19 protein-coding genes and 4 tRNA genes are annotated in these 22,173 nt (G+C 44.1%); 12 read left to right on the top strand and 11 right to left on the bottom strand.

The window, feature by feature from the left end; genetic code table 11:
- Positions 1-21: 21 nt before the first annotated feature.
- A complete protein-coding gene (locus HMPREF9065_RS03695) occupies positions 22-471 on the top strand; it encodes a nitrate reductase cytochrome c-type subunit (protein ID WP_021616332.1) in 450 nt (149 codons plus the stop codon).
- Positions 472-480: 9 nt separating this feature from the next.
- Positions 481-1,116 carry a NapC/NirT family cytochrome c gene (locus HMPREF9065_RS03700; protein ID WP_021616331.1) on the top strand — a complete coding sequence of 212 codons (636 nt, stop codon included), beginning with the start codon at positions 481-483 and terminating at the stop codon, positions 1,114-1,116.
- 705 nt (positions 1,117-1,821) lie between these two features.
- Here the strand turns inward: HMPREF9065_RS03700 and HMPREF9065_RS03705 are convergent.
- Positions 1,822-1,897, bottom strand: a tRNA-Ala gene (locus tag HMPREF9065_RS03705).
- 78 nt (positions 1,898-1,975) lie between these two features.
- Positions 1,976-3,421 carry a glutamate--tRNA ligase gene (gene gltX / locus HMPREF9065_RS03710; RefSeq protein ID WP_021616327.1) on the bottom strand — a complete coding sequence of 482 codons (1,446 nt, stop codon included), beginning with the start codon at positions 3,419-3,421 and terminating at the stop codon, positions 1,976-1,978.
- Between the two features lie 170 nt (positions 3,422-3,591).
- Between gltX and HMPREF9065_RS03715 the strand changes: the two genes are divergently transcribed.
- The 6 genes from HMPREF9065_RS03715 (at position 3,592) to moeB (ending at position 7,583) form a co-directional block, all read left to right on the top strand.
- Positions 3,592-3,667 (top strand) — tRNA-Val (locus HMPREF9065_RS03715).
- 27 nt (positions 3,668-3,694) lie between these two features.
- A tRNA-Val gene (locus HMPREF9065_RS03720) sits at positions 3,695-3,770 on the top strand.
- A 38-nt stretch (positions 3,771-3,808) separates the two neighbouring features.
- Positions 3,809-3,884 (top strand) — tRNA-Val (locus HMPREF9065_RS03725).
- A 240-nt stretch (positions 3,885-4,124) separates the two neighbouring features.
- On the top strand, positions 4,125-5,498 hold the full coding sequence (gene argH, locus HMPREF9065_RS03730) for an argininosuccinate lyase (RefSeq protein ID WP_021616325.1): 1,374 nt from the start codon (positions 4,125-4,127) through the stop codon (positions 5,496-5,498).
- Positions 5,499-5,621: 123 nt separating this feature from the next.
- A complete protein-coding gene (gene moeA / locus HMPREF9065_RS03735) occupies positions 5,622-6,836 on the top strand; it encodes a molybdopterin molybdotransferase MoeA (RefSeq protein ID WP_021616324.1) in 1,215 nt (404 codons plus the stop codon).
- A 15-nt stretch (positions 6,837-6,851) separates the two neighbouring features.
- Positions 6,852-7,583 (top strand): molybdopterin-synthase adenylyltransferase MoeB, encoded by a 732-nt coding sequence (gene moeB / locus HMPREF9065_RS03740; protein WP_021616323.1) that lies wholly within the window; start codon positions 6,852-6,854, stop codon positions 7,581-7,583.
- A gap of 263 nt (positions 7,584-7,846) precedes the next feature.
- Here the strand turns inward: moeB and HMPREF9065_RS03745 are convergent, their stop codons facing one another.
- Positions 7,847-8,467, bottom strand: coding sequence for a cation diffusion facilitator family transporter (locus tag HMPREF9065_RS03745; RefSeq protein WP_033002586.1), 621 nt, complete (start codon positions 8,465-8,467; stop codon positions 7,847-7,849).
- Between the two features lie 107 nt (positions 8,468-8,574).
- Between HMPREF9065_RS03745 and HMPREF9065_RS03750 the strand changes: the two genes are divergently transcribed.
- A complete protein-coding gene (locus tag HMPREF9065_RS03750) occupies positions 8,575-8,973 on the top strand; it encodes a MerR family transcriptional regulator (protein ID WP_033002584.1) in 399 nt (132 codons plus the stop codon).
- Between the two features lie 107 nt (positions 8,974-9,080).
- Here the strand turns inward: HMPREF9065_RS03750 and HMPREF9065_RS03755 are convergent, their stop codons facing one another.
- From HMPREF9065_RS03755 to galT, 8 genes are all read right to left on the bottom strand, one after another.
- Positions 9,081-9,740: a DNA alkylation repair protein gene (locus tag HMPREF9065_RS03755; protein WP_033002600.1), complete on the bottom strand. Its 660-nt coding sequence runs from the start codon at positions 9,738-9,740 to the stop codon at positions 9,081-9,083.
- A gap of 54 nt (positions 9,741-9,794) precedes the next feature.
- Positions 9,795-10,151, bottom strand: coding sequence for a diacylglycerol kinase (locus HMPREF9065_RS03760; RefSeq protein WP_021616318.1), 357 nt, complete (start codon positions 10,149-10,151; stop codon positions 9,795-9,797).
- A gap of 28 nt (positions 10,152-10,179) precedes the next feature.
- Positions 10,180-12,408: a GTP diphosphokinase gene (relA, locus tag HMPREF9065_RS03765; protein ID WP_021616317.1), complete on the bottom strand. Its 2,229-nt coding sequence runs from the start codon at positions 12,406-12,408 to the stop codon at positions 10,180-10,182.
- Positions 12,409-12,417: 9 nt separating this feature from the next.
- Entirely contained in the window at positions 12,418-13,734 is a 1,317-nt protein-coding gene (gene rlmD / locus HMPREF9065_RS03770) for a 23S rRNA (uracil(1939)-C(5))-methyltransferase RlmD (protein WP_021616316.1), read from the bottom strand.
- A gap of 1 nt (position 13,735) precedes the next feature.
- Positions 13,736-14,449 carry a DNA repair protein RecO gene (recO, locus tag HMPREF9065_RS03775; protein ID WP_033002583.1) on the bottom strand — a complete coding sequence of 238 codons (714 nt, stop codon included), beginning with the start codon at positions 14,447-14,449 and terminating at the stop codon, positions 13,736-13,738.
- A gap of 186 nt (positions 14,450-14,635) precedes the next feature.
- Positions 14,636-15,667 (bottom strand): galactose-1-epimerase, encoded by a 1,032-nt coding sequence (gene galM / locus HMPREF9065_RS03780; protein ID WP_021616314.1) that lies wholly within the window; start codon positions 15,665-15,667, stop codon positions 14,636-14,638.
- Positions 15,661-16,815, bottom strand: coding sequence for a galactokinase (galK, locus tag HMPREF9065_RS03785; RefSeq protein ID WP_033002582.1), 1,155 nt, complete (start codon positions 16,813-16,815; stop codon positions 15,661-15,663). The genes galM and galK overlap by 7 nt, the downstream gene beginning before the upstream one ends.
- Positions 16,816-17,036: 221 nt before the next feature.
- Positions 17,037-18,080 carry a galactose-1-phosphate uridylyltransferase gene (gene galT, locus HMPREF9065_RS03790; protein ID WP_021616312.1) on the bottom strand — a complete coding sequence of 348 codons (1,044 nt, stop codon included), beginning with the start codon at positions 18,078-18,080 and terminating at the stop codon, positions 17,037-17,039.
- 255 nt (positions 18,081-18,335) lie between these two features.
- On the opposite strand from galT, the gene HMPREF9065_RS03795 reads away from it, so the two are divergent.
- From HMPREF9065_RS03795 to mglA, 3 genes are all read left to right on the top strand, one after another.
- Complete coding sequence (locus HMPREF9065_RS03795; RefSeq protein WP_021616311.1) at positions 18,336-19,349, top strand: substrate-binding domain-containing protein; 1,014 nt, start codon at positions 18,336-18,338, stop codon at positions 19,347-19,349.
- Between the two features lie 223 nt (positions 19,350-19,572).
- On the top strand, positions 19,573-20,565 hold the full coding sequence (gene mglB, locus HMPREF9065_RS03800; RefSeq protein ID WP_021616310.1) for a galactose/glucose ABC transporter substrate-binding protein MglB: 993 nt from the start codon (positions 19,573-19,575) through the stop codon (positions 20,563-20,565).
- A gap of 73 nt (positions 20,566-20,638) precedes the next feature.
- A complete protein-coding gene (gene mglA, locus HMPREF9065_RS03805; protein WP_051264483.1) occupies positions 20,639-22,171 on the top strand; it encodes a galactose/methyl galactoside ABC transporter ATP-binding protein MglA in 1,533 nt (510 codons plus the stop codon).
- The last annotated feature ends 2 nt before the right edge of the window (positions 22,172-22,173 follow it).

Genomic DNA, 22,173 nt, shown 5'->3' with positions numbered 1-22,173 from the left:
CATTCGGGGGAGTGATTAAAAATGACTAGAAAAAACCTCTTTACTTTTGGTAGTGCTGTATTGACGGCATTGTTTGCAACATCTGTCATGGCGGACCAAGCCAACACAGGTGCCGGCGACTTTTTCAATAATTCACCGGAGAGTGTCAAACCGGCATTCCACGATGCACCAAAACAAAGCGAATTGCCGGCATTAAACTATGTCAACCAACCACCAATGGTGCCGCATAGTGTAAAAAACTACCAAATCACAAAAAATGTTAACCAATGCTTAAACTGCCACAGCGTTGAAGCGTCTCGCGTTACCGGTGCAACACGCATCAGCCCAACGCACTTTGCTGATCGCGAGGGTAACATTGGCTCTAGCGCATCTCCACGTCGTTATTTCTGTTTGCAATGTCACGTATCTCAGTCGGATGTTGAGCCAATCGTGCCAAACGAATTCAAACCAATGAAAGGTTACGGACAATAAGAGGTGACTATGTCAGACAAAAAAAGCAACATCCTCAAGAGATTCTGGCACTGGTTTAGATCGCCTAGCCGTATCGCAGTAGGAACTATCATTGTATTGTCATTTATCGGCGGTATTCTATCTTGGGTAGGATTCAACTATGGTTTAGCACAAACAAACACGGAAGAATTCTGCGCAAGTTGCCACACCAATGATGCCTATCCGGAATATTTGCACAGTGTACACTATCAAACCCGTACCGGTGTGGGCGCAAGCTGTCCGGACTGCCACGTTCCGCATGAATTTGGCCCGAAAATGTGGCGAAAAGTGGTGGCAGCAAAAGAAGTGTATGCCCATTACATGGGCTTAACCGATACCCTTGAGAAATTTAATGCCCGTCGTCCGCACATGGCAGAAAATGAATGGGCACGGATGAAAGGCAACGATTCACAAGAATGTCGCAACTGCCACAAAATGGATCGTATGGACTTCTCCCAACAAAAAACCGTGGCACAAAAAATGCATAAATTTGCGCAAGAAAATGGCAAAACCTGTATTGACTGCCATAAAGGTATCGCGCACAACTTACCGGATATGAGCAAAGTGGCACCGGGCTGGTTACAAGGCGCAGAGGCTAAACCGGAAGCGTCAAAAGACAAAAAATAAATCGGTTAACTGAAAACATTACGTTTTCTTACCGCACTTTAAAAACAAATAGGCACCTTCAAGGTGCCTATTTTGATCCCATGTAAATTAATTTACCTCATCGCATCAACCTGTTACACGAAATCGTAAATACCCGAAAGGATTAAATAACGTTCCATGTGTGATTCGGTCGTGCATCGTAGCGTGCAACTTGTTGCACGAAATCGGAAATGCCGGAAAAGGGTTAAATAACGTTCCTTGTGTGGTTCGGTCGTGCAACAAGTTGCACGCTACATTCGAAATGAATAACGCTCTTGACGGTGGATGATACGTTGTCTGAAATGCACGAAAAAATCACCGCACTTTATTTCATGTCGTGGTTTATTCGGTCGTGCATCAAGATGCACATTACAAGGCAATCAATAAATTTACACATTGGGGTTAATTATTCGTGCAACAAGTTGCACGCTACATACGAAATCGTGAATACTCGAAAGGATTAAATCACGTTCCATGCGTGATTCGGTCGTGCATCAAGATGCGCACTACGCGCGAAATGAATAACGCACAATACGTTGATTGAAAAATATTTCCAAAGATCACTGCGCTTTCTTTGTCTATCGTATGTCTCTTTGGTGAGAGTGGTGGGTTGAGATTGCCTTAATAGCACAAACCGCTATTCTACAGACAAAAAAAAGCAAGGTCATTAACCTTGCTTTAGTAATTTGGTGGAGATAATCGGGATCGAACCGACGACCTCTTGAATGCCATTCAAGCGCTCTCCCAACTGAGCTATATCCCCATAAGTGGCGGCTATGATAAATTCCGCCACTTAGTCTGTCAATATTAAATTTTTAATTCATCGCTATCAGATTAAATCTTAAGCATTTTGTCCGTGAATAAAATCAATAGCACGTTGAATTCGGCTTAATACGCGCTCACGTCCGATTCCTACTAAGGTCACATCCATAGACGGTGATTGTCCTGCACCGGTCACAGCGACGCGCAGTGGCATCCCCACTTTACCCATACCAACCTCTAATTCGGCAGCGGTTTGTTCAATGGCTTCGTGCGTAGAATGCAAATCCCAAGTGGAAAGTGCGGTCAGTTTTTCTTTTACTTTTTCAAGCGCTTCTACCGCGCCGGCTTTGAAGTGTTTTTTCACTGCGGCTTCATCGAAAGCGTCAAACTCTTCAAAGAAATAACGGCTGGCAATCGCCATTTCACGTAACGTTTTACAACGATCCGCAAGCATAGTAATGATTTCCGTTAATGCCGGGCCGTTGGATGTGTCAATGCCTAAATCCTGATATTGCCATGCTAAATGTTTCGCGACGTAGTCCGCTGGCAATTCACGAATATAGTGATGGTTCAACCACAATAATTTTTCGGTATTAAAGGCACTGGCAGATTTACTCACGGAGTGTAAATCAAATAAATCAATCATTTCTTGGCGGGTGAAAATTTCCTGATCACCGTGGCCCCAGCCCAAACGCACCAAATAGTTAATAAGCGCTTCCGGCAAATAGCCTTCATCACGATATTGCATCACGCTCACGGCGCCGTGACGTTTAGACAGTTTTTGACCATCGTCCCCGTTAATCATGGAAACGTGTGCATATACCGGAATCGGTGCGCCAAGGGCTTTTAAAATGTTAATTTGACGCGGGGTGTTATTAATATGGTCTTCACCGCGCACAACGTGGGTGATGCCCATATCCCAGTCATCTACCACCACGCAGAAGTTATAAGTCGGTGAGCCGTCGGTACGGCGGATAATCAAGTCATCCAATTCACTGTTGCTGATTTCAATGCGTCCACGCACCGCATCATCAAATACCACAGAACCTTCAGTTGGATTTTTAAAACGCACAACATGCGGTTCATCAGCAGAATGTTCAGCGTGATCGTGTAAACAATGGCGGTCATAGCGCGGTTTTTCTTTATTTTGTTCTTGTGTATGACGTAATGTTTCCAAACGTTCTTTGGTACAGTAACAACGGTATGCCAAACCTTGCTCAATCATTTGATCGATAACTTGGTTATAACGGTCAAAACGCTTAGTTTGATAATAAGGGCCATGCTCCCAAGCCAAATCTAACCATTCCATGGCTTCTAAAATGGCTTGCGTGGCTTCCGGTGTGGAACGTTCCAAATCGGTATCTTCAATACGTAACACAAATTCACCGTGATTGTGTTTAGCGTATAACCAGGAATAAAGTGCGGTGCGCGCGCCACCAACGTGCAAATAACCGGTCGGGCTCGGTGCAAAACGGGTACGCACCTTCACGTTGGGATCCAAATCAAATAATGCTTCTAATTTCATGTTATAACCTTTTTCTGTGCAAATAATTGGGCGGTATTGTACTACGACTTGTTTGGATTCTTAAGGAAAAATCACGAATTGTGCCTATTTTTGAAACAACTGACGGATTTTTGGTAAAAATCTGTTGACTGAAATCATTGAGCAATTATAATGCACGCTCACAACATTGAGGGCGATTAGCTCAGTTGGGAGAGCACCTCCCTTACAAGGAGGGGGTCACTGGTTCGAGACCGGTATCGCCCACCACTTAAAATCTTAAAATACCGATTCGTCGGGCGATTAGCTCAGTTGGGAGAGCACCTCCCTTACAAGGAGGGGGTCACTGGTTCGAGACCGGTATCGCCCACCACTTTTTTTAGGTTTTCAATGTTGTCAATGTAACGACGTGGGCGATTAGCTCAGTTGGGAGAGCACCTCCCTTACAAGGAGGGGGTCACTGGTTCGAGACCGGTATCGCCCACCACTTCATTTCTTATTTTATATACCTTACTTTGCTTAACACATTCTTCTTTCACGGTAAAAAGTGATAGGATGATGCTTTCACATGGATTCACAAATTCACGCTAAAAACGAAGATTTATTAAAATAACGGTCAATGACACAAAAAGTGCGGTAACAAAAAGCCAATTTTTTGTTGATCGCCTTTTTTGTTTCTGTGATATATTTTTTAACCAATTTCACCAATCACAAATCAGAGGATTCTATGGCACTTTGGGGTGGGCGCTTTACGCAGGCCGCGGACAAGCGTTTTAAAAATTTTAACGATTCATTACGCTTTGACTATCGCCTTGCCGAGCAAGATATTGAAGGCTCTATCGGCTGGTCGAAAGCCTTGGTTTCTGTCAATATTTTAAGCGTACAAGAACAACAACAATTAGAACAAGCACTGAACGAATTATTGATTGAAGTGCGGTCAAATCTGCAAGCGATTTTACAAGATGATGCGGAAGACATTCACAGTTGGGTGGAAAGTAAACTTATCGACAAAGTGGGCAATTTAGGTAAAAAACTGCACACCGGTCGCAGTCGTAACGACCAAGTGGCGCTCGACATCAAAATGTGGTGTAAAGAGCGGGTGGCCGAATTGCAACATTCCCTTCGCGAGTTACAACGCAAATTGGTGCTTACCGCAGAAAATAACCAAGATGCCGTGATGCCGGGTTACACCCACCTGCAACGCGCCCAACCAATTACCTTTGCCCATTGGTGCATGGCTTACGTGGAAATGTTGGATCGCGATTATTCCCGTTTAGCCGATGCTTACCGCCGCATGAACAGCTGTCCGCTAGGCAGTGGCGCCCTTGCTGGCACGGCGTATCCTATCGATCGCGAACAGCTCGCCAAAGATCTCAATTTCGCATTTGCAACCCGTAACAGCTTAGACAGCGTCTCCGATCGCGATCATATCGTCGAACTACTTTCAGCCGCCTCGCTGAGCATGGTGCATTTGTCCCGTTTCGCCGAAGATATGATTATTTTCAACAGTGGCGAATCTAACTTTGTGGAACTCTCCGATCGCGTGACATCCGGCTCCTCCCTCATGCCGCAAAAGAAAAACCCTGATGCCTGCGAATTAATCCGTGGCAAAGCAGGACGGGTTATCGGTGCGTTAAATGGGATGTTAATGACCTTAAAAGGTTTACCGTTAGCCTATAACAAAGATATGCAGGAAGACAAAGAAGGCATTTTCGATGCATTGGACACTTGGCAAGATTGCTTAGACATGGCGTCATTAGTATTAGACGACATCAAAGTGAACGTGAAACGCACCCGTGAATCCGCCCTCAAAGGCTATTCCAACGCCACCGAACTGGCCGATTATTTGGTTGCCAAAGGCGTACCGTTCCGTGATTCCCATCACATTGTAGGTGAAACCGTGGTGTATGCCATCAAGCAACACAAGGCCTTAGAAGACCTGACTATTCCTGAATTTCGTCAATTCTGTGAAAAAGTGTCGGACGATGTATACGACATTCTTTCCTTACAATCTTGCTTAGACAAACGCGCGGCTAAAGGCGGAGTGTCTCCATTGCGTATCGCAGAAGCCATTGCAGAAGCAAAAGCAAGATTGGCATAAAGCTATTCACTTTCAAAAGTGCGGTGTTTTTTCGCGATATTTACGGCTCATGAGATCCCCTAGGTCAATAGCCGAAGATTAGCGTATAATGACCGCACTTTTTTATTCTTACAAGGATTCCCTATGTTGCCACTGTCTCAAGCACTTGAACAAATGTTAAATCAACTTCCTTCTCCGACTGGCACGGAAACGTTGCCGATACATCAAGCCAGTCAACGAATTTGTGCTGAAAATGTCATTTCTCCGATTAACGTGCCTTCTTTCGATAATTCCGCGATGGACGGTTATGCCGTACGGTTGGCGGATTTACAACAATCCATGACGCTATCCGTTGCCGGAAAAGCCTTTGCCGGTGCGCCTTTTGAAGGAGAATGGACGGCACAAAGTGCGGTCAGAATCATGACCGGTGCGATGATTCCGCAAGGTGCTGACGCGGTAGTGATGCAGGAAGAGGTTCAAGTAAACGATGATGGCACGGTGACGTTTACCAGTCTGCCTAAATTGGGTCAAAATATTCGCCGCATTGGGGAAGATGTGAAACAAGGCGATGTGGTATTAAAACAAGGGGCATTACTCAATGCCGTTTCCTTACCCTTACTCGCCTCTCTCGGCATCGAAAAAGTCAAGGTTTTCTCACGCTTAAAAGTGGCCGTGCTTTCTACCGGTGACGAGCTGGTACCGGTCGGACAACCGCTACAAGCCGGTCAAATTTATGACACGAACCGCTTCACCGTAAAACTGTTGTTAGAAAAACTCAATTGCGATGTGTTAGATTTCGGCATTTTACCGGACAACGAGGCGCAATTTGAAAAGGCCTTTATAGAAGCGCAACAACAAGCGGATTTGGTGATCACCAGTGGCGGTGTGTCTGTGGGGGAAGCGGATTTCACCAAACATATTTTAGAGAAAGTGGGTAAAATCAACTTCTGGAAAATAGCCATTAAACCGGGCAAACCTTTTGCTTTTGGTAAATTAGAAAAAGCCTGGTTCTGTGGCTTGCCGGGCAATCCGGTATCAGCCTTGGTGACTTTCTATCAATTAGTACAACCGGCAATCGCAAAACTAAGCGGTTACAGTCGATGGAAAGCGCCAATGCGTTTAACAGCCATTGCGGCGAGCAATCTGAAAAAAGCACCGGGACGCTTAGACTTCCAACGAGGTTTCTATCAACTCAATGCACAAGGCCAAATTGAAGTACAACCGGTAGGCTTCCAAGGCTCGCATTTGTTTAGTTCCTTTGTGAAAAGCAACTGCTTTATCGTGCTAGAACAAGAGCGTGGCAACGTTGTCGCGGGTGAAACCGTCACCATCGAGCCTTTCAACGATTTATTACGCTAATATATTGAGTTTGTTATGGAATTAACTCATCAAGAAGAATTGCGCTACAACCGTCAAATCGTGTTGAAAGACATTGATTTTGACGGACAAGAAACGTTAAAAAGTAGCAAAATGCTGATTGTTGGTCTCGGCGGATTAGGTTGTGCTGCCGGCCAATATTTAGCCGTTGCCGGAGTGGGTCATTTAACCTTGTTGGATTTCGACACCGTGGATTTATCTAATTTACAGCGCCAAGTCTTACATGATGACAGTCGCCTTGGTATGCCCAAAGTGGAATCGGCGAAACTCTCCCTGCAACGTTTAAATCCACATATTGAAGTCAATGCAATCCATCAATTATTGGATGAGCAACAACTTCACGACTTGGTTGGCAAATTTGATGTAGTATTGGATTGCACTGACAATGTCACCACTCGCAATCAATTAGACACGGTTTGTTCTGCCCATAAAATTCCGCTCATTTCCGGTGCGGCAATTCGTATGGAGGGACAGGTTTCTGTTTTCACTTATGAAGACAACACGCCAACCTATCACACCCTCAGCCGCTTATTCGGCAACAACGCGTTAAGTTGCGTAGAAGCCGGCGTATTGGCACCGATTGTCGGTTTGGTTGGCTCTATTCAAGCCTTAGAAGCCATCAAAGTGCGGTTAAAAATCGGCACGAATTTATGTGGCAGATTGTTGTTGATTGATGGAATGACGATGTCGGTAAGAGAAGTTAAATTACCGAATAGCAATATACGGTAACGTTATCAATGAGCTCGTGCATTTTGAGGCATGAATAATCTTCCCTCCGCACAGGATTCTAAATTCAACGTAGCGTGCATCTTAATGCACGACCGCACTACGCACTGCGCATTATTCATTTCGTGCAACGAGTTGCACGCTACGGGAGATTCCTCACTGAGTGTGATTTCGAGTTCAACGTAGCGTGCATCTTGATGCATGACCGAATCACGTACGACACCTTATTTATTTCGTGTAACGAGTTGCACGCTACGGGGCGTTATTTAATTCTGTAGCGTGCATCTTGATGCACGAATGATTGCCTGACGAACAACGTTTATACCACTGCGTAATACTAGTAAGCTTAAAATACTGCTAGCAACAAGATCAACCCATTGCCAGTTCAGCAACCATGCGCTTAGCCCGGCGATAATGGCGACCAGTGAGCCAAACAGGTCAGCTAATACGTGTAAATAGGCGGCTTTGATGTTTAAGTTTTCATGATCGCCTTTCATCATTAGCCAAGCTACGAAAATGTTTACCAAGAGTCCAGTGATGGCAACGCCTAGCATAGGCAACGCCAACATTGTCGTTGGGTATTGCCAACGTTCTATCGCTTCCACCAAAATCCATACTGCCACCACAATCAGAGAAGTGCCATTTAACAGCGCGAACCTTTTTTGGTTTTGTGCATTTAAAAATAAAGCAATGAGGGCGAGGAGCAACGATAGGCTGTCATTTGCCATATGCCCAGCGTCAGCCATTAAGGCGAGGCTATTAAAATAATAGCCACCTAAAAACTCGATGATCATATAGCTGCTGATAATGACTAAACTAGTGCTTAAAATCTTTTTATTTGTTGGTGTATGAGCGTGTGAATGTTCGTGTTTGTGTTGATGTGGCATCTCGTTCCTTCCTTACTTACTTTGAGTGCAGAACAGCTTAAAGTTCGTAGGGACTACGGGGTCAAGTATTTTTTGTTAGAATGGTAAAAATTTTTGGGGAGGAAGAAATGAAAGTCAATGAGCTGAGTAAACGTACCGGGATTCACTTAGAAACCATTCGTTACTATGAAAAACAAGGCGTCTTACCGGAACCAAAACGACAGGCTAACGGTTATCGATCGTATGATGAAGAAAGTGTGACACAACTTATTTTCATTAAAAATTGTCGTCGGCTTGGTTTTTCTTTGGAGGATATTAAACAACTTAACGCACTCAAATTTCATACCGCTAATCATTATTACGCTGACAAATTGGTACTTAAGCAACTGACGCTGGTAGAAGAAAAAATTTCTCAATTACAAGATATTAAAGTGTTTTTACAATCCATAGCGATTAAGGGTAAACATAGTGAGGATGAATGCAAGGCTATAGCCGGGCTTCAGGCAAAAATAAAGAAGACGGTTTAAGGTGTCTCCTAACAAAATGTGTTCACGATTTTAGTTCGTGCAACAAGTTGCACGCTACGGAGAGATTTCCACACCGAACTGGAGCCTCATAAACCGTTATTTTTGCTTCATTTTAATCTTTTCAACGCTTCCCGTACGCTCAGCGGTGCCATTTTTTCCCTATGTTGTTGCACAAAATTTCTCACCCAATCCGGATGGGTTTTGCCATATTCGCGCAATGCCCAGCCAATGGCTTTGTTAATAAAAAATTCTGACTGACCGAAATTATTTTGAATGACTTCGTTAAGTAATGCCTGATCCGTCTGTCGTTTCAGTGATAATTGACAATCAATAGCGACTCGCCGCAACCAGATGTTGTCGTGTTGGCTCCAGTGAATTAGCTGCGGTCGAATTTCTGGGAAGTTTAAAAAGATACCACCAATAACTTTGTCTAACACATCAACGGTGTCCCACCAGGATTTGCGGATGATTAACCGCTCAATTCGAGATAAATCCTGCGGTGTAAGTTGCTCGACCAACATATTTAAGTAATCCGTCGCAATATATTGCATTTCACGATACGGACTTTCCCAACAGGCTTCCACAAAGTCCCAATCGAGTGCTTGTGGCTTCATCTCTTTAAATAACGACTTGCAAAGTTTACGGCGCAACGGTGTAGGAATACCAAGAAAATCAAACTGATTTTTCATATATGCTGCCATTTCGATAGCTTTGTCGGAATTTGCAGCATTTTGTAACAGGGGGAAAATCGTTTGTATTTTTGGCATATTCACTTTCTGCTTGGTGTTATTTAAAAGTGCGGTCGGTTTGATCTGCATTTTTTAATTAAATAACATGGAAGCCCAGGTAATTACAACGATAACTAACGCAATAAATACCGCTGCAGAGCCTTGATCTTTGGCGCGACCGGAGAGTTCGTGGCGTTCTGTACCAATGCGATCTACCACCGCTTCGATGGCGCTATTGAGTAGTTCCACCACTAAGACTAACAATACACTGCCGATCATCAGTGCTTTTTCAATAGCATCATCGCCAAGCCATAGGGCAAGTGGAATCATGAAAAGGCAGCAGAAAAGCTCGTGGCGAAAAGCGGTTTCATATTTGACCGCACTTTTTAAGCCTTGCATGGAATATTGAGTGGATTTGATTAAGTGGGTTAGCCCCGTCGTTTTGTCCATTAGGTTTTCCTTTGTTTATTTATTGTTATTAGAGGCGTTTAGCTTCAATGACATCATCCAGTTTTTCCAAACGGGATAGAATCTTACTCAACATTTCCACGTTGTTGAGTTCAATTTGCATGTCGATGTTTGCCACTTGGCGTTTTGTATCCGTACGGGAAGACACGCCGAGTACGCTGATTTTGTCGTTTGCCAGCACGGTAGTGATGTCGCGCAATAAGCCGTTGCGATCTGACGCCACAATGCGAATATTGAGATGGAAGCCGTTAGAATAATTATCGCCCCAACGGGATTCCACCACACGTTCCGGGTGAACGCTTTGCAGCTCAAGGAATTGTTCGCAATCACAACGGTGAATAGAAATACCACGCCCCATGGTGATGTAGCCCACAATGCTGTCGCCCGGAATCGGTTGGCAACAACGTGCAATGTGGTGCATCAAGTTGCCGACGCCTTCGACGATAACGCAATCTTTGCGTTCCGTTTTTTGTTGGGCATTAGCCGCACTTTTGGTGCTGACGTGACGCAAGATTTCTTCATCCACTTCCTGCGCGGAGATTTTGATGAATTTGTTTTGCAGGAAGTTGATTAACGGCCCGATACGAATATCACCACCGCCGATGCCTGCATATAAATCGTCGAGGTTTTTCAGGTTATAACGCGGCAAGGCTTGTTGTTCCACTTGTTTTAAGCTGATGCCCAGGCGGTTAATTTCGCTTTCCAACAATTCTTTGCCGGCCGGAATATTTTTATCACGATCCTGTTTTTTGAACCACGCGTGTATTTTTGCACGGGCTTTTGCCGTGTGGGTAAAGCCGAGATTCGGGTTAAGCCAGTCGCGGCTTGGGTTCGGGTTTTTCTGCGTGATGATATCCACCTGATCGCCCATTTGGAGCTGATAGGTGAACGGCACAATGCGTCCGCCCACTTTGGCGCCGATACAACGGTGACCAATTTCACTGTGAATGGCGTAGGCAAAATCCAGCGGCGTGGAGCCGGTTGGCAAATCCACGACTTCGCCTTTCGGCGTAAAGACATACACGCGATCATCAAACACTTGGCTGCGTAATTCCGCCATCACTTCGCCGGAGTCGGTAATATCATCTTGCCACGCCAACAGTTTGCGTAACCAGGCGATTTTTTCTTCGTAACCGGAACGGCCGGCGCTGGCGCCTTCTTTGTATTTCCAGTGTGCCGCGACACCAAGTTCGGCATCATCGTGCATTTGTTGGGTACGAATTTGCACTTCTATTGGTTTGCCGCCTTTACCCAACACCACGGTGTGAATGGATTGGTAGCCGTTCGGTTTTGGATTGGCAACATAATCGTCGAATTCTTTTGGCAGATGTTTGAAGTGGGTGTGTACAATGCCAAGTGCGGTGTAACAGTCTTGCAATTTTTGCACAATAATACGTACTGCACGAACATCATATAAGCCACTAAACTCTAAGTGCTTTTTCTGCATTTTTCGCCAAATGCTGTAAATATGTTTCGGGCGACCGTACACCTCCACATGTGGAATGTTTTCTTGTAAATAACCGGAAAGCTCGGTCACAAAATCGGCGATATATTGTTCGCGGTCAAGGCGACGTTCTTTTAATAGTTTGGCGATGGCGCGATATTGTTCCGGATGCAGATAACGGAAACAGTAATCTTCCAGTTCCCATTTGAGCTGCCCGATGCCTAAGCGGTTGGCAAGTGGGGCGTAAATATTGGCACATTCTTTGGCGGCGAGGACGCGTTCTTCTTCCGTATAATTTTTTTCAGCATCACGCAAAAAGGCGATACGCTCCGCTAATTTGATAATCACACAGCGGAAATCATCTACCATGGCGAGCAACATTCGGCGCACGTTATCCACCTGCAAGCTGCTGGCAGAATGGGTGATGTTGAGTTGGCGGATATTGTCCATTTCGATAACACCGCGTACCAGTTTGCTGATCTGGGCGCCGAAATCTTCTTCAATTTGGGCTAAATCCACCAGTTGATCGCGGACGATAGGGAAAAGCATGGCGGTGAACAAGCTATCGGCATCCATGTTTAAGCTGTTGAGGATTTCCACCATTTCCACACCGAAGGTCAGCAAATGGGCTTCTTCCTGCTGGTGCTCAGCACGCAAGGTCATTTTCTGTTGCGAATAATGCCATGCCGTCATTAAGTTGGCTTTGACATTTTCCGCTACATTCAAGTTAGCGCACCATTTTTCAATCTCAAAATCTTTAGGATTTAATAAATGAGATCCTCTCACAGCGACCATAATGAATCCTTATCTTTTTCGAAATAAACTTATCGACTCCAAATGACCGGTTTGTGGGAACATATCGATCATGGCGACTTTATCCAATTGATAGCCTGCGTCACGCAAGATTTCCGTATCTCGCACGAGTGTTGCAGGATTGCAAGAAACATACAGAATGCTTTCAGCCTGTAACTGACAGAGCGCATTTAAAGCAAATGCTGCCCCTGTGCGTGGTGGGTCGAGCAAAATTTTATTGAAGGGTTGCTGCGCCCACGGTTGACTGATAAATGGTTTATCCAAATCGGTCCGGTAAAATTGGACATTATGACAACCGTTTCGTTCGGCATTGGCACGGGCTTTTTCCACCATCGCAGAAACGCCTTCAATGCCTACCGCACTTTTTACTTTGCGACTCAGCGGTAAGGTGAAGTTGCCCATACCACAGAATAAATCTAACACATGATCCTGTGGATTAAGCTCCAACCAGTCTAACGCTGTTGCGATCATTTGACGGTTTAATTGTGCATTAATTTGAATGAAATCGCGAATATCAAATTGCAAGGTAAGGTCATCGTCCAAACGGTAAAAAGGCTGTTCACCCTGCCAATGTTCAATGCTGTCATGTTCTTGTACAAATAACATGAGTTGGTGTTGTTCGGCAAACCGTAATAATAAAGTGCGGTCGATTTCAGTAATGTTTTTTACATGGCGCAATAACATGGCGATGCCATTGTCTGCTGCAACAAGTTCAATATGCCCCAGTTGTTGTGGTGTTGTCCATTGCGCGAAAAGTGCGGTCAGTTTGAGCAATAAATCATTCAGCGGCTGTTCCAACACCAAACAATGGTCGATAGGAATAATTTGCTGTGAATTTTTACGCCGTAAGCCGATATTCAGTTTACGATTTTTACTGTCCAACAATACACTTAAGCGTACCCGACGGCGGTAATGCCAAGGCTCACCTTGCAATAACGGCATGAAATGAATGGGCTCCGGCTGTAAACGGGATAAGCGTTGAACCAACGCGGTTTGCTTGGCAGAACGTTGTAATTCAATGGGAATGTGTTGATTTTGGCACCCCCCGCATTGTTCAAAATAAACGCATGGCGGTGTTTGGCGATTCGGGCTTTGGCGTAAAATACGCTGCGCTACACCTTGACCGTATTGGCGTTTTTCTTCCAATACGCGAGCTTCTACACTTTCTTGCGGCAGCGCGTTTTCAATAAACCAAGTTTTGCCGTTGATTTTAGCCACGCCTAACCCTTGATAATCTAAATCAAGAATATGTGCGGTGAAATTTGCGGTCTTTTTCTTTGGTTTGTTGTCGCTGTAAAGTAATGCCATGTTATTTTGAATATAAGCTGTGTTGGGTGAATAATTCTCGGCTTTTCAAGGATTTGTCGCCTAAATACGGTTTTAATGCAATGCGCGTGAAGCGTTTGGCTGCCGATAACACGGCAGGATCATCAAATTGGGTTTGCTCGAATGCCAATAATTCATGCCCATAAAAGGTTAAATTATCCTTGATTAAGGAGGCAATGAAGCCTTTTTCTTCGCGGTAACGATAGGTCATGTCCGCTTCCACGGGTTTGCCGGAGCCGGCACAATGAGTGAAATCAATGCCATAACCTAAGGTGCGCAAGAGTTGAAATTCAAAGGTGCGTAGCGCAGGCTCCACGTGAGTTTGTGATACGGCTAATTGCGTTAAACATTGCAAATAGTGTTGGAACAATTGCGGATAGGCTGTTTCCGGTTCCAATACGCGGCAAATGAGTTCGTTTAAATAAAAGCCGCTGTACAAGGCAACATTTTGTAAGGGTAAGGCAATGGCGGCAGGTTCTGCTTTGGTGAGAATTTTTAGATCACCGCGACCGCTCCAACGTAGCAGGAGCGGCGTAAAGGGTTGTAGCACGCCTTTTAGCATGGAACGCTTTGCCCGTGCACCTTTTGCCAATACGCTGATACGCCCGAAATCTTCGGTGAGTAAATCTACCAATAAACTGGTTTCGCTGTAAGATTTGCGATGTAGTACGAAACCGCGTTGCCAATTTTCGATGATGTCGCCCTTTCGTCGATAAAAAACCGGTGTTTATTTTAGCAGATTTCCCACCGCACTTTGTGGGATTTTGTAGGCGATTTTAGAAGAAAAGGAAATGGGATGACAGCATGGCTGACTCAAAACGCCGAAATATCACTCAAGCCAAGATCGTAGCCCATTCTTCACAAGCGACGATCTTCAGCCTTGCTATGCCTTAAAGCAATATTCCGTCCATTGATAATACTCACTGTCGGCTTTTACAATACCGCCGTAATTTTGCCATTCGGGGTGATTTGGCGTGTCCGGAAGACATTGGGTTTCCAATGCAACGCCACTGTAATCCGCGTATTGCGTGCCATGCCGAGTTGGTGTGCCAGCGAGGAAATTACCGGTATAAACCTGTAATGCTGCTTGTGAAGTCAACACTTCCAAATGCAAATCATCATTTGGTGAACTCAGCAAAACACAAGGTTTTTGCCAGGCTTTGTTGATGACAAAAGAATGATCGTAGCCCTTGGTGGCAAGCTGTTCGCCTTGTAGAAAATCCTGTTGAATCGGCTTGGCAACGCGAAAATCAAAACTGGTGCCGACAACGTGTTTTAACGGCGAATTTGGAATCCCTTCGTTATCTACCGGCAAATAGAAATCCGCATTCAGACGCAAGCAGTGATGACGAACATCTGTCCCCTGCTCAGCGTTTTCTAAATTGAAATAAGCGTGGTTAGTTAAATTCAATGCCGTATCCTGATCGCTTTTCCCAGCATACTCGATTTTTACCGAATTCTCTTCCGTTAAGGTGTAAGTTACCGTCACATCCACATTGCCGGGAAAACCTTGATCACCGTCGGCAGAATGCAAAGAAAAACACACGAAATTTTCACCGCACTTTTCTAATGCCCAACGGCGTTTATCAAAGCCGTTTACACCGCCGTGAAGTTGATGCGTTCCTTGGTTGGCGGTTAAGGTCACAATTTTATCATTAAGCGGAAATTGGGCATTGGCAATACGGTTGGCATAACGTCCGACACTCGTCCCTAAATAGGCTTTTTGAACGGGATACGCTTCCAACTTGCAACCCAGCAAGACTTCGCGCAATTCTCCGTTGACCGGCACGCGGCAAGATGTCCAGGTCGCGCCCCAATCGGTAAATTGCACGCGCATTCCTTGCGTATTTTGCAAAGTAAAAAGCTGAAACGGCAAGCCGTCCGGCGCAGTGCCCTGGTCGTGTTGTTCTAGCATACATGCACTCCTTGTGAAGCCGTGCAAACATAAAAGTCTTCTTTCAAGCCTGTTTGTTTTTCGTAATTGTCTGCCACGATTTTACGTACGGCTTCCACTTTATCGTGTGGCGCAAGAGCAACGATACAACCGCCGAAACCACCTCCGGTCATGCGTGCACCACCCTGTTTACCGATCACCAACTGTGCCAATTCCACTAAATAATCAATTTGTGGCACAGTGATTTCAAAATCATCGCGCATAGAATCATGTGACTGCCCCATTAATTCGCCAAGACGGGTTAAGTCATTATGTTTCAAGGCATCTACCGCATCTAACACCCGTTGATTTTCCGTGACCACATGGCGGGCGCGTTTTGCCACCAGCGGATCAATTGCGGTCAATTCTGCTTCTTTTTCTTTAAACTGAGCCACTGACACATCACGCAAGGCTTTCACGCCGAAAAATTCTGCCGCACGTTCACATTGCTGACGGCGGGTGTTGTATTCTCCGGTAACCAAATCATGCGGCACATTAGAGTTCACAATAATCACCGCCACATCTTGTGGCACTGGCGTTGGTTGGGTCTCAAGGCTACGGCAGTCAATCATCAATAAATGATCTTGTTGTCCGAGCGCAGAAATCAGCTGATCCATATTGCCACAGTTAGCGCCAACAAATTTGTTTTCCGCTTTTTGTCCGATAAGTGCAATGTCTGTATGGCTTAAAGGCAAATCGCTCAGCTGCTGACAGAATTTTCCTGTTGCCACTTCTAACGCAGCAGAAGAACTCAAGCCGGAAGAATGTGGCACGTTACCAGAAATCACCAAATCCGCCCCTTGTTTAAAATCAGGGCAACGTTCCTGAATAAATTTCACCACGCCATGCACATAATTCGCCCATTTTTGTTCACTTTGTGGGATGTCTTTCTCTAATGAAAACTCATCAGACAAATCCAAATCGGCGGCATACACATTCCAAACATGATCGTTGCGTTTCGCGCCGGCAATCGCCGTGCCATAGTTAATAGCGCATGGCATCACAAAGCCATCGTTGTAGTCGGTATGTTCACCGATGATATTCACGCGACCGGGCGCATACACGGTCAACTCCGGTTGTTTGTTGTATTTTTGGGTGAAAATGTGTTGGGATTTTTGGATTGGGGTCATGTTATTTCCTTTCTCTTTATCATATCTCTCAAACCACTCCCCTCTTTTGTAAAGAGGGGCAGGGGGAGATTTAATTGTGATATTTAAATTTCGTATGAGGTTGGTATAGCTTCTGCCACAAACGCTTGCGTTTGAACGTTGCTTTAGCAACGGCACGAAGTGCGAGCGAAGCGACTAAATCTCCCCTAACCCCTCTTTGCTAAAGAGGGGAATTGGGTGCATTATTTCAGTTTATAGTGAATTTCACTCAACTCACGCAGTCTTTCTGCTGCTTGTTCTGCTGTCAAATCACGTTGGCTTTCGCCAAGCATTTCATAGCCCACCATAAACTTGCGCACGGTAGCAGAACGTAAAAGCGGCGGATAGAAATGAGCATGCAGTTGCCAATGGTCATTTTCTTCGCCGTTAAACGGTGCGGCGTGGAACCCCATGGAATACGGAAAAGAGGTTTCAAATAGGTTGTCATATTTGGTGGTCAGTTTTTTCAATATCACGGCTAAATCTTTAGCTTGAGCGTCACTTAATTCCGTTAAGCGTTTAACCTGTGCTTTTGGCAGCAACAACGTTTCAAACGGCCAAACCGCCCAATACGGCACCACAGCAACCCAATGTTCTGTCTCCACAACGATACGTTCCTTGCGGGCTAGTTCTTGTTGGACGTAATCCACCAACAGCACGGAACCGTATTTTTCATAATATTGACGTTGTGCTTTATCTTCTCTCGCTACTTCATTTGGCAGAAAACTATTTGCCCAGATTTGTCCGTGCGGATGCGGGTTAGAACAGCCCATTGCCGCCCCTTTGTTTTCAAAAATTTGTACCCATTGATACTTTTGACCAAGCTCACGGAGTTGTTCTTGCCAGACTTTAATGACCTCTTCGATCTCAAGTGCGGTCAATAATGGCAACGTTTTACTGTGATCTGGCGAAAAACAAATCACGCGACTTTCCCCACGGGCTTGTGAACTTTGGAATAACGGATTGTCGTTATTTTGCGGTGCCGGTGTGTCTTCTAACAGCGCGGAGAAGTCATTTTTAAACACATAAGGTTTGTGATAATCGGGATTTAGATCACCGGTAATGCGTTTATTACGCGGGCAAAGATAGCAATTCGGATCGTGACTTGGCTTTTGTTCTTCATTGACTTTCTCTTGTTGTCCTTGCCATGGACGTTTAGCGCGATGAGGAGAAACTAAAACCCATTGGTCGGTTAAGGGGTTATATCTGCGATGCGGGTGATCGGTAGGTTCAAAAACAGTTGTCATAATACGCCTCTATATCTGCTTCTATGCGTGTCTTCTTTATTTATGAAAACGATTACAAAAATATGACATAAAATAGCATATTTCACAAATTAAACTGTTATCAAGATCACAAAAATGCATTTCTTTTTATTTAAGCAATAAGGCTATTAGAAAAACTGTGACAGAGACGACACTTTTAAAAGTAAACGTTTCCAAAAAATCTTTTTTCTGATTATGATTTCCGTTGTTTTCATTTTTATCTAGAAAGGGGTCTGCATGGTTACGATTCGTGATGTGGCAAAACAAGCCGGTGTTTCTGTCGCAACGGTCTCTAGGGTATTAAATAACCATCCTTGTGCAAAAGAACACACCCGTGCCGCTGTATTGAACGCCATTGAACAATTAGACTACCGTCCGAATGCTAATGCGCAAGCCTTGGCTTCGCAAAGTTCTGATACATTAGGCGTCGTGGTGACCGATGTAACGGATGCTTTTTTTGCGATTTTAGTAAAAGCGGTAGATCACGTTGCCATGGAACATGGCAAAAATATTTTGATTGGTATGGGCTACCACCAGGCGGAGAAGGAAAAAGAGGCCATTGATACCCTGCTGCGTAAACGTTGCCATTGTTTGGTCGTGCATTCCAAGGCGTTAGACGATCAAACTTTAGCAGATTATTTAGAAAGTGTGCCGGGCATGGTTATTATCAACCGCTGTATTAAAGGTTATGAATCCCGTTGTGTTGGCTTGGATAATCAAAAAGGCACCTATATTGCGACCAATACGCTGATTAACGCAGGACATCGCCATATCGGTTATATCGGCTCAAACCATAGAATTAACGACGAAGCTGAGCGTAAACAAGGTTATTTGAATGCGCTTACAGAACATGGTATCCCCGTTGTCGAAAATGCCATAGTACATAGCACACCGGATTTCGAAGGCGGTGAAGAAGCCATGATTAACCTATTGAGTTATAACGATAATTTAACAGCCGTTGTTGCCTACAATGATTCTATGGCGGCAGGTGCGTTATCCGTACTCAATGAAAACAATATCAAAGTGCCGAAACAATTCTCTATTATTGGTTTTGATGATATGCCGATTGCACGTTATTTGGTGCCAAAACTTACAACCATTCGCTATCCTATTGATCTTATGGCAAATTATGCCGCAAAACTGGCATTAAGCTTGGTGGATAAAAGCTTATCTATGCCTATTAATCCGCAATTTAATCCAACATTAGTCAGACGTTTTTCAGTAGCAAATAGAGAAGCACGAGAAAAATAGGATTAAAACTGCATTATTTTTAAGCGAAAAGATGTAATCGTTTTCATAAATGTGAATATGATCACATTCTTTCCCCAAAAAACAAGGTATCCTTACCGCCAATTACCCGAGTAGCGATTGCAGTGTAAAAAGGTAAGATGATTGATAATAATGCTTTAATGAATTATCACTGAAACAAAGCCCTCTTATTATTTATACCCACAATGAATGGAGAACATGCATTATGAAAAAAACCGTATTAAGTGCAGTTGCTTTAGCCGTAGCTTTCGGTGCCGGCATCAGTGCAGCACAAGCAGAAACCCGTATCGGTGTGACAATCTATAAATATGACGACAACTTTATGTCTTTGATGCGTAAAGAAATTCAAAAAGACGCAGATCAATTAAAAGACGTGAAATTATTAATGAATGACTCTCAAAACGCACAGTCTATTCAAAACGACCAAGTTGACGTATTACTTTCAAAAGGCGTAAAAGCGTTAGCGATCAACTTAGTTGACCCATCTGCTGCACCAACCATCATCGGTAAAGCAAAACCGGACAATATTCCTGTTGTGTTCTTCAATAAAGACCCGGGTGCAAAAGCAATCGCTTCTTATGATAACGCTTACTTTGTCGGTACCGATCCGAAAGAATCCGGTATTATCCAAGGTGACTTAATTGCCAAACAATGGAAAGCCATGCCGGCATTAGACTTAAACAAAGACGGTAAAATCCAATACGTTTTATTGAAAGGCGAACCGGGTCACCCGGATGCAGAAGCACGTACCAAATATGTGATTGAACAATTAAATGCACAAGGTATCCAAACCGAACAACTCTTCATTGATACCGGTATGTGGGATGCAGCCTTAGCGAAAGATAAAGTCGATGCCTGGTTGTCCAGCTCTAAAGCAAATGACATTGAAGTGATCATTTCTAACAACGACGGTATGGCATTAGGCGCATTAGAAGCAACCAAAGCACATGGTAAAAAATTACCAATCTTCGGTGTTGATGCACTACCTGAAGCATTACAACTGATCAAGAAAGGTGAACTTGCCGGTACGGTGTTAAATGACGGTGTAAACCAAGGTAAAGCCGTTGTTGAGTTATCGAATAACTTAGCGAACGGTAAACCGGCAACTGAAGGCACCAAATGGGAACTTAAAGACCGTGTGGTACGTGTTCCTTATGTGGGCGTAGATAAAGATAACTTATCTGAATTCTTAAAATAAATTTGTTTTATTAATGTAAGGGGAAGCGTAGGACAATACTTATGTCCCTTCCCCTTTATTTATGAGGTTGGATATGACAGAACAAATTCACAGTCAAAGCGGAAGCCAAAATGGCGAAGTCCTGCTTACCATGACTAATGTCAGCAAGTCCTTTCCGGGCGTAAAAGCCTTAGATCACGCAAACTTAAGCGTCCGTTCGCATTCTGTACACGCATTGATGGGGGAAAACGGTGCGGGTAAATCCACGTTGTTAAAATGCTTGTTCGGCATTTACGCTAAAGACGAAGGTGAAATCTTGTTTTTAGGCAAACCCGTGAATTTTAAAACCTCAAAAGAAGCTTTAGAAAACGGCATTTCCATGGTGCACCAAGAACTTAACCTTGTGCGTCAAACCAGCGTCATGGATAACCTGTGGCTAGGTCGTTACCCGCTGAAAGGGCCTTTTGTGGATCACGCGAAAATGTATCGTGATACCAAAGCGATTTTTGATGAATTGGACATTGATGTTGATCCAAGAGAAAAAGTCGCCAAACTTTCTGTTTCACAAATGCAGATGATCGAAATTGCGAAAGCGTTTTCTTACAACGCAAAAATCGTGATTATGGATGAACCGACATCCTCACTTTCCGAAAAAGAAGTAGAACATCTGTTTAAAATTATTCAAAAATTAAAAGATCGCGGCTGCGGTATTATTTACATTTCTCACAAAATGGACGAAATCTTCAAAATTTGTGATGAAATCACCATTTTACGCGATGGCAAATGGATTAACACCATTCCGGTGAAAGGTACAACCATGGATCAAATTGTGTCCATGATGGTAGGCCGTGAACTGACTCAACGTTTCCCGGAAAAAACTAACGTTCCAAAAGAAATCACCTTAGAAGTGGAAAACCTGACAGCGTTAAACCAACCTTCTATTCAAAATGTGTCTTTCAATTTACGTAAAGGCGAGATTTTAGGGATTGCCGGCCTCGTCGGTGCGAAACGTACGGATATCGTGGAAGCCATTTTTGGTGTGCGTGAACTGAAAAGCGGTACGATTAAACTCAACGGAAAAACAGTAAAAAATCACACCGCACTTGAGGCAATCAATAATGGTTTTGCGCTCGTGACCGAAGAACGTCGTTCAACAGGGATTTACTCTAACTTAAGCATTGAGTTCAACTCGTTGATTTCCAACATGAAATCTTATTTAACCCCTTGGAAACTGCTTAGTAATAAGAAAATGAGCAGTGACACACAATGGGTTATTGATTCCATGAATGTCAAAACGCCATCGCACAAAACAACCATTGGCTCACTTTCCGGCGGTAACCAACAAAAAGTCATCATCGGTCGTTGGTTATTAACCCAACCGGAAATTCTGATGTTGGACGAACCGACCCGCGGGATCGATATCGGTGCAAAATTTGAAATTTACCAATTAATTCAGGAACTGGCGAAAAAGGATAAAGGTATCATCATGATTTCTTCCGAAATGCCTGAACTCCTTGGGGTAACCGACCGCATTCTCGTCATGAGTAACGGTAAAGTTGCCGGTATCGTTGAAACGGCAAAAACCTCTCAAGAAGAAATTTTGCAACTTGCCGCAAAATATTTATAAAT

Source organism: Aggregatibacter sp. oral taxon 458 str. W10330 (assembly GCF_000466335.1).
Taxonomy (GTDB): domain Bacteria; phylum Pseudomonadota; class Gammaproteobacteria; order Enterobacterales; family Pasteurellaceae; genus Aggregatibacter.
The sequence above is the reverse complement of the archived record's forward strand: the minus strand, read 5'-3'. Positions and strand labels throughout refer to the sequence as shown.

Coding starts and splice junctions, on each gene's coding strand:
- moeA (WP_021616324.1), top strand. CDS start 5,622: ATGTTGCCACTGTCTCAAGCACTTGAACAAATGTTAAATCAACTTCCT.
- HMPREF9065_RS03745 (WP_033002586.1), bottom strand. CDS start 8,467: ATGCCACATCAACACAAACACGAACATTCACACGCTCATACACCAACA.
- HMPREF9065_RS03700 (WP_021616331.1), top strand. CDS start 481: ATGTCAGACAAAAAAAGCAACATCCTCAAGAGATTCTGGCACTGGTTT.
- HMPREF9065_RS03760 (WP_021616318.1), bottom strand. CDS start 10,151: ATGGACAAAACGACGGGGCTAACCCACTTAATCAAATCCACTCAATAT.
- galT (WP_021616312.1), bottom strand. CDS start 18,080: ATGACAACTGTTTTTGAACCTACCGATCACCCGCATCGCAGATATAAC.
- HMPREF9065_RS03695 (WP_021616332.1), top strand. CDS start 22: ATGACTAGAAAAAACCTCTTTACTTTTGGTAGTGCTGTATTGACGGCA.
- HMPREF9065_RS03750 (WP_033002584.1), top strand. CDS start 8,575: ATGAAAGTCAATGAGCTGAGTAAACGTACCGGGATTCACTTAGAAACC.
- moeB (WP_021616323.1), top strand. CDS start 6,852: ATGGAATTAACTCATCAAGAAGAATTGCGCTACAACCGTCAAATCGTG.
- HMPREF9065_RS03795 (WP_021616311.1), top strand. CDS start 18,336: ATGGTTACGATTCGTGATGTGGCAAAACAAGCCGGTGTTTCTGTCGCA.
- relA (WP_021616317.1), bottom strand. CDS start 12,408: ATGGTCGCTGTGAGAGGATCTCATTTATTAAATCCTAAAGATTTTGAG.
- galM (WP_021616314.1), bottom strand. CDS start 15,667: ATGCTAGAACAACACGACCAGGGCACTGCGCCGGACGGCTTGCCGTTT.
- argH (WP_021616325.1), top strand. CDS start 4,125: ATGGCACTTTGGGGTGGGCGCTTTACGCAGGCCGCGGACAAGCGTTTT.
- HMPREF9065_RS03755 (WP_033002600.1), bottom strand. CDS start 9,740: ATGCCAAAAATACAAACGATTTTCCCCCTGTTACAAAATGCTGCAAAT.
- gltX (WP_021616327.1), bottom strand. CDS start 3,421: ATGAAATTAGAAGCATTATTTGATTTGGATCCCAACGTGAAGGTGCGT.
- rlmD (WP_021616316.1), bottom strand. CDS start 13,734: ATGGCATTACTTTACAGCGACAACAAACCAAAGAAAAAGACCGCAAAT.
- mglA (WP_051264483.1), top strand. CDS start 20,639: ATGACAGAACAAATTCACAGTCAAAGCGGAAGCCAAAATGGCGAAGTC.
- mglB (WP_021616310.1), top strand. CDS start 19,573: ATGAAAAAAACCGTATTAAGTGCAGTTGCTTTAGCCGTAGCTTTCGGT.
- galK (WP_033002582.1), bottom strand. CDS start 16,815: ATGACCCCAATCCAAAAATCCCAACACATTTTCACCCAAAAATACAAC.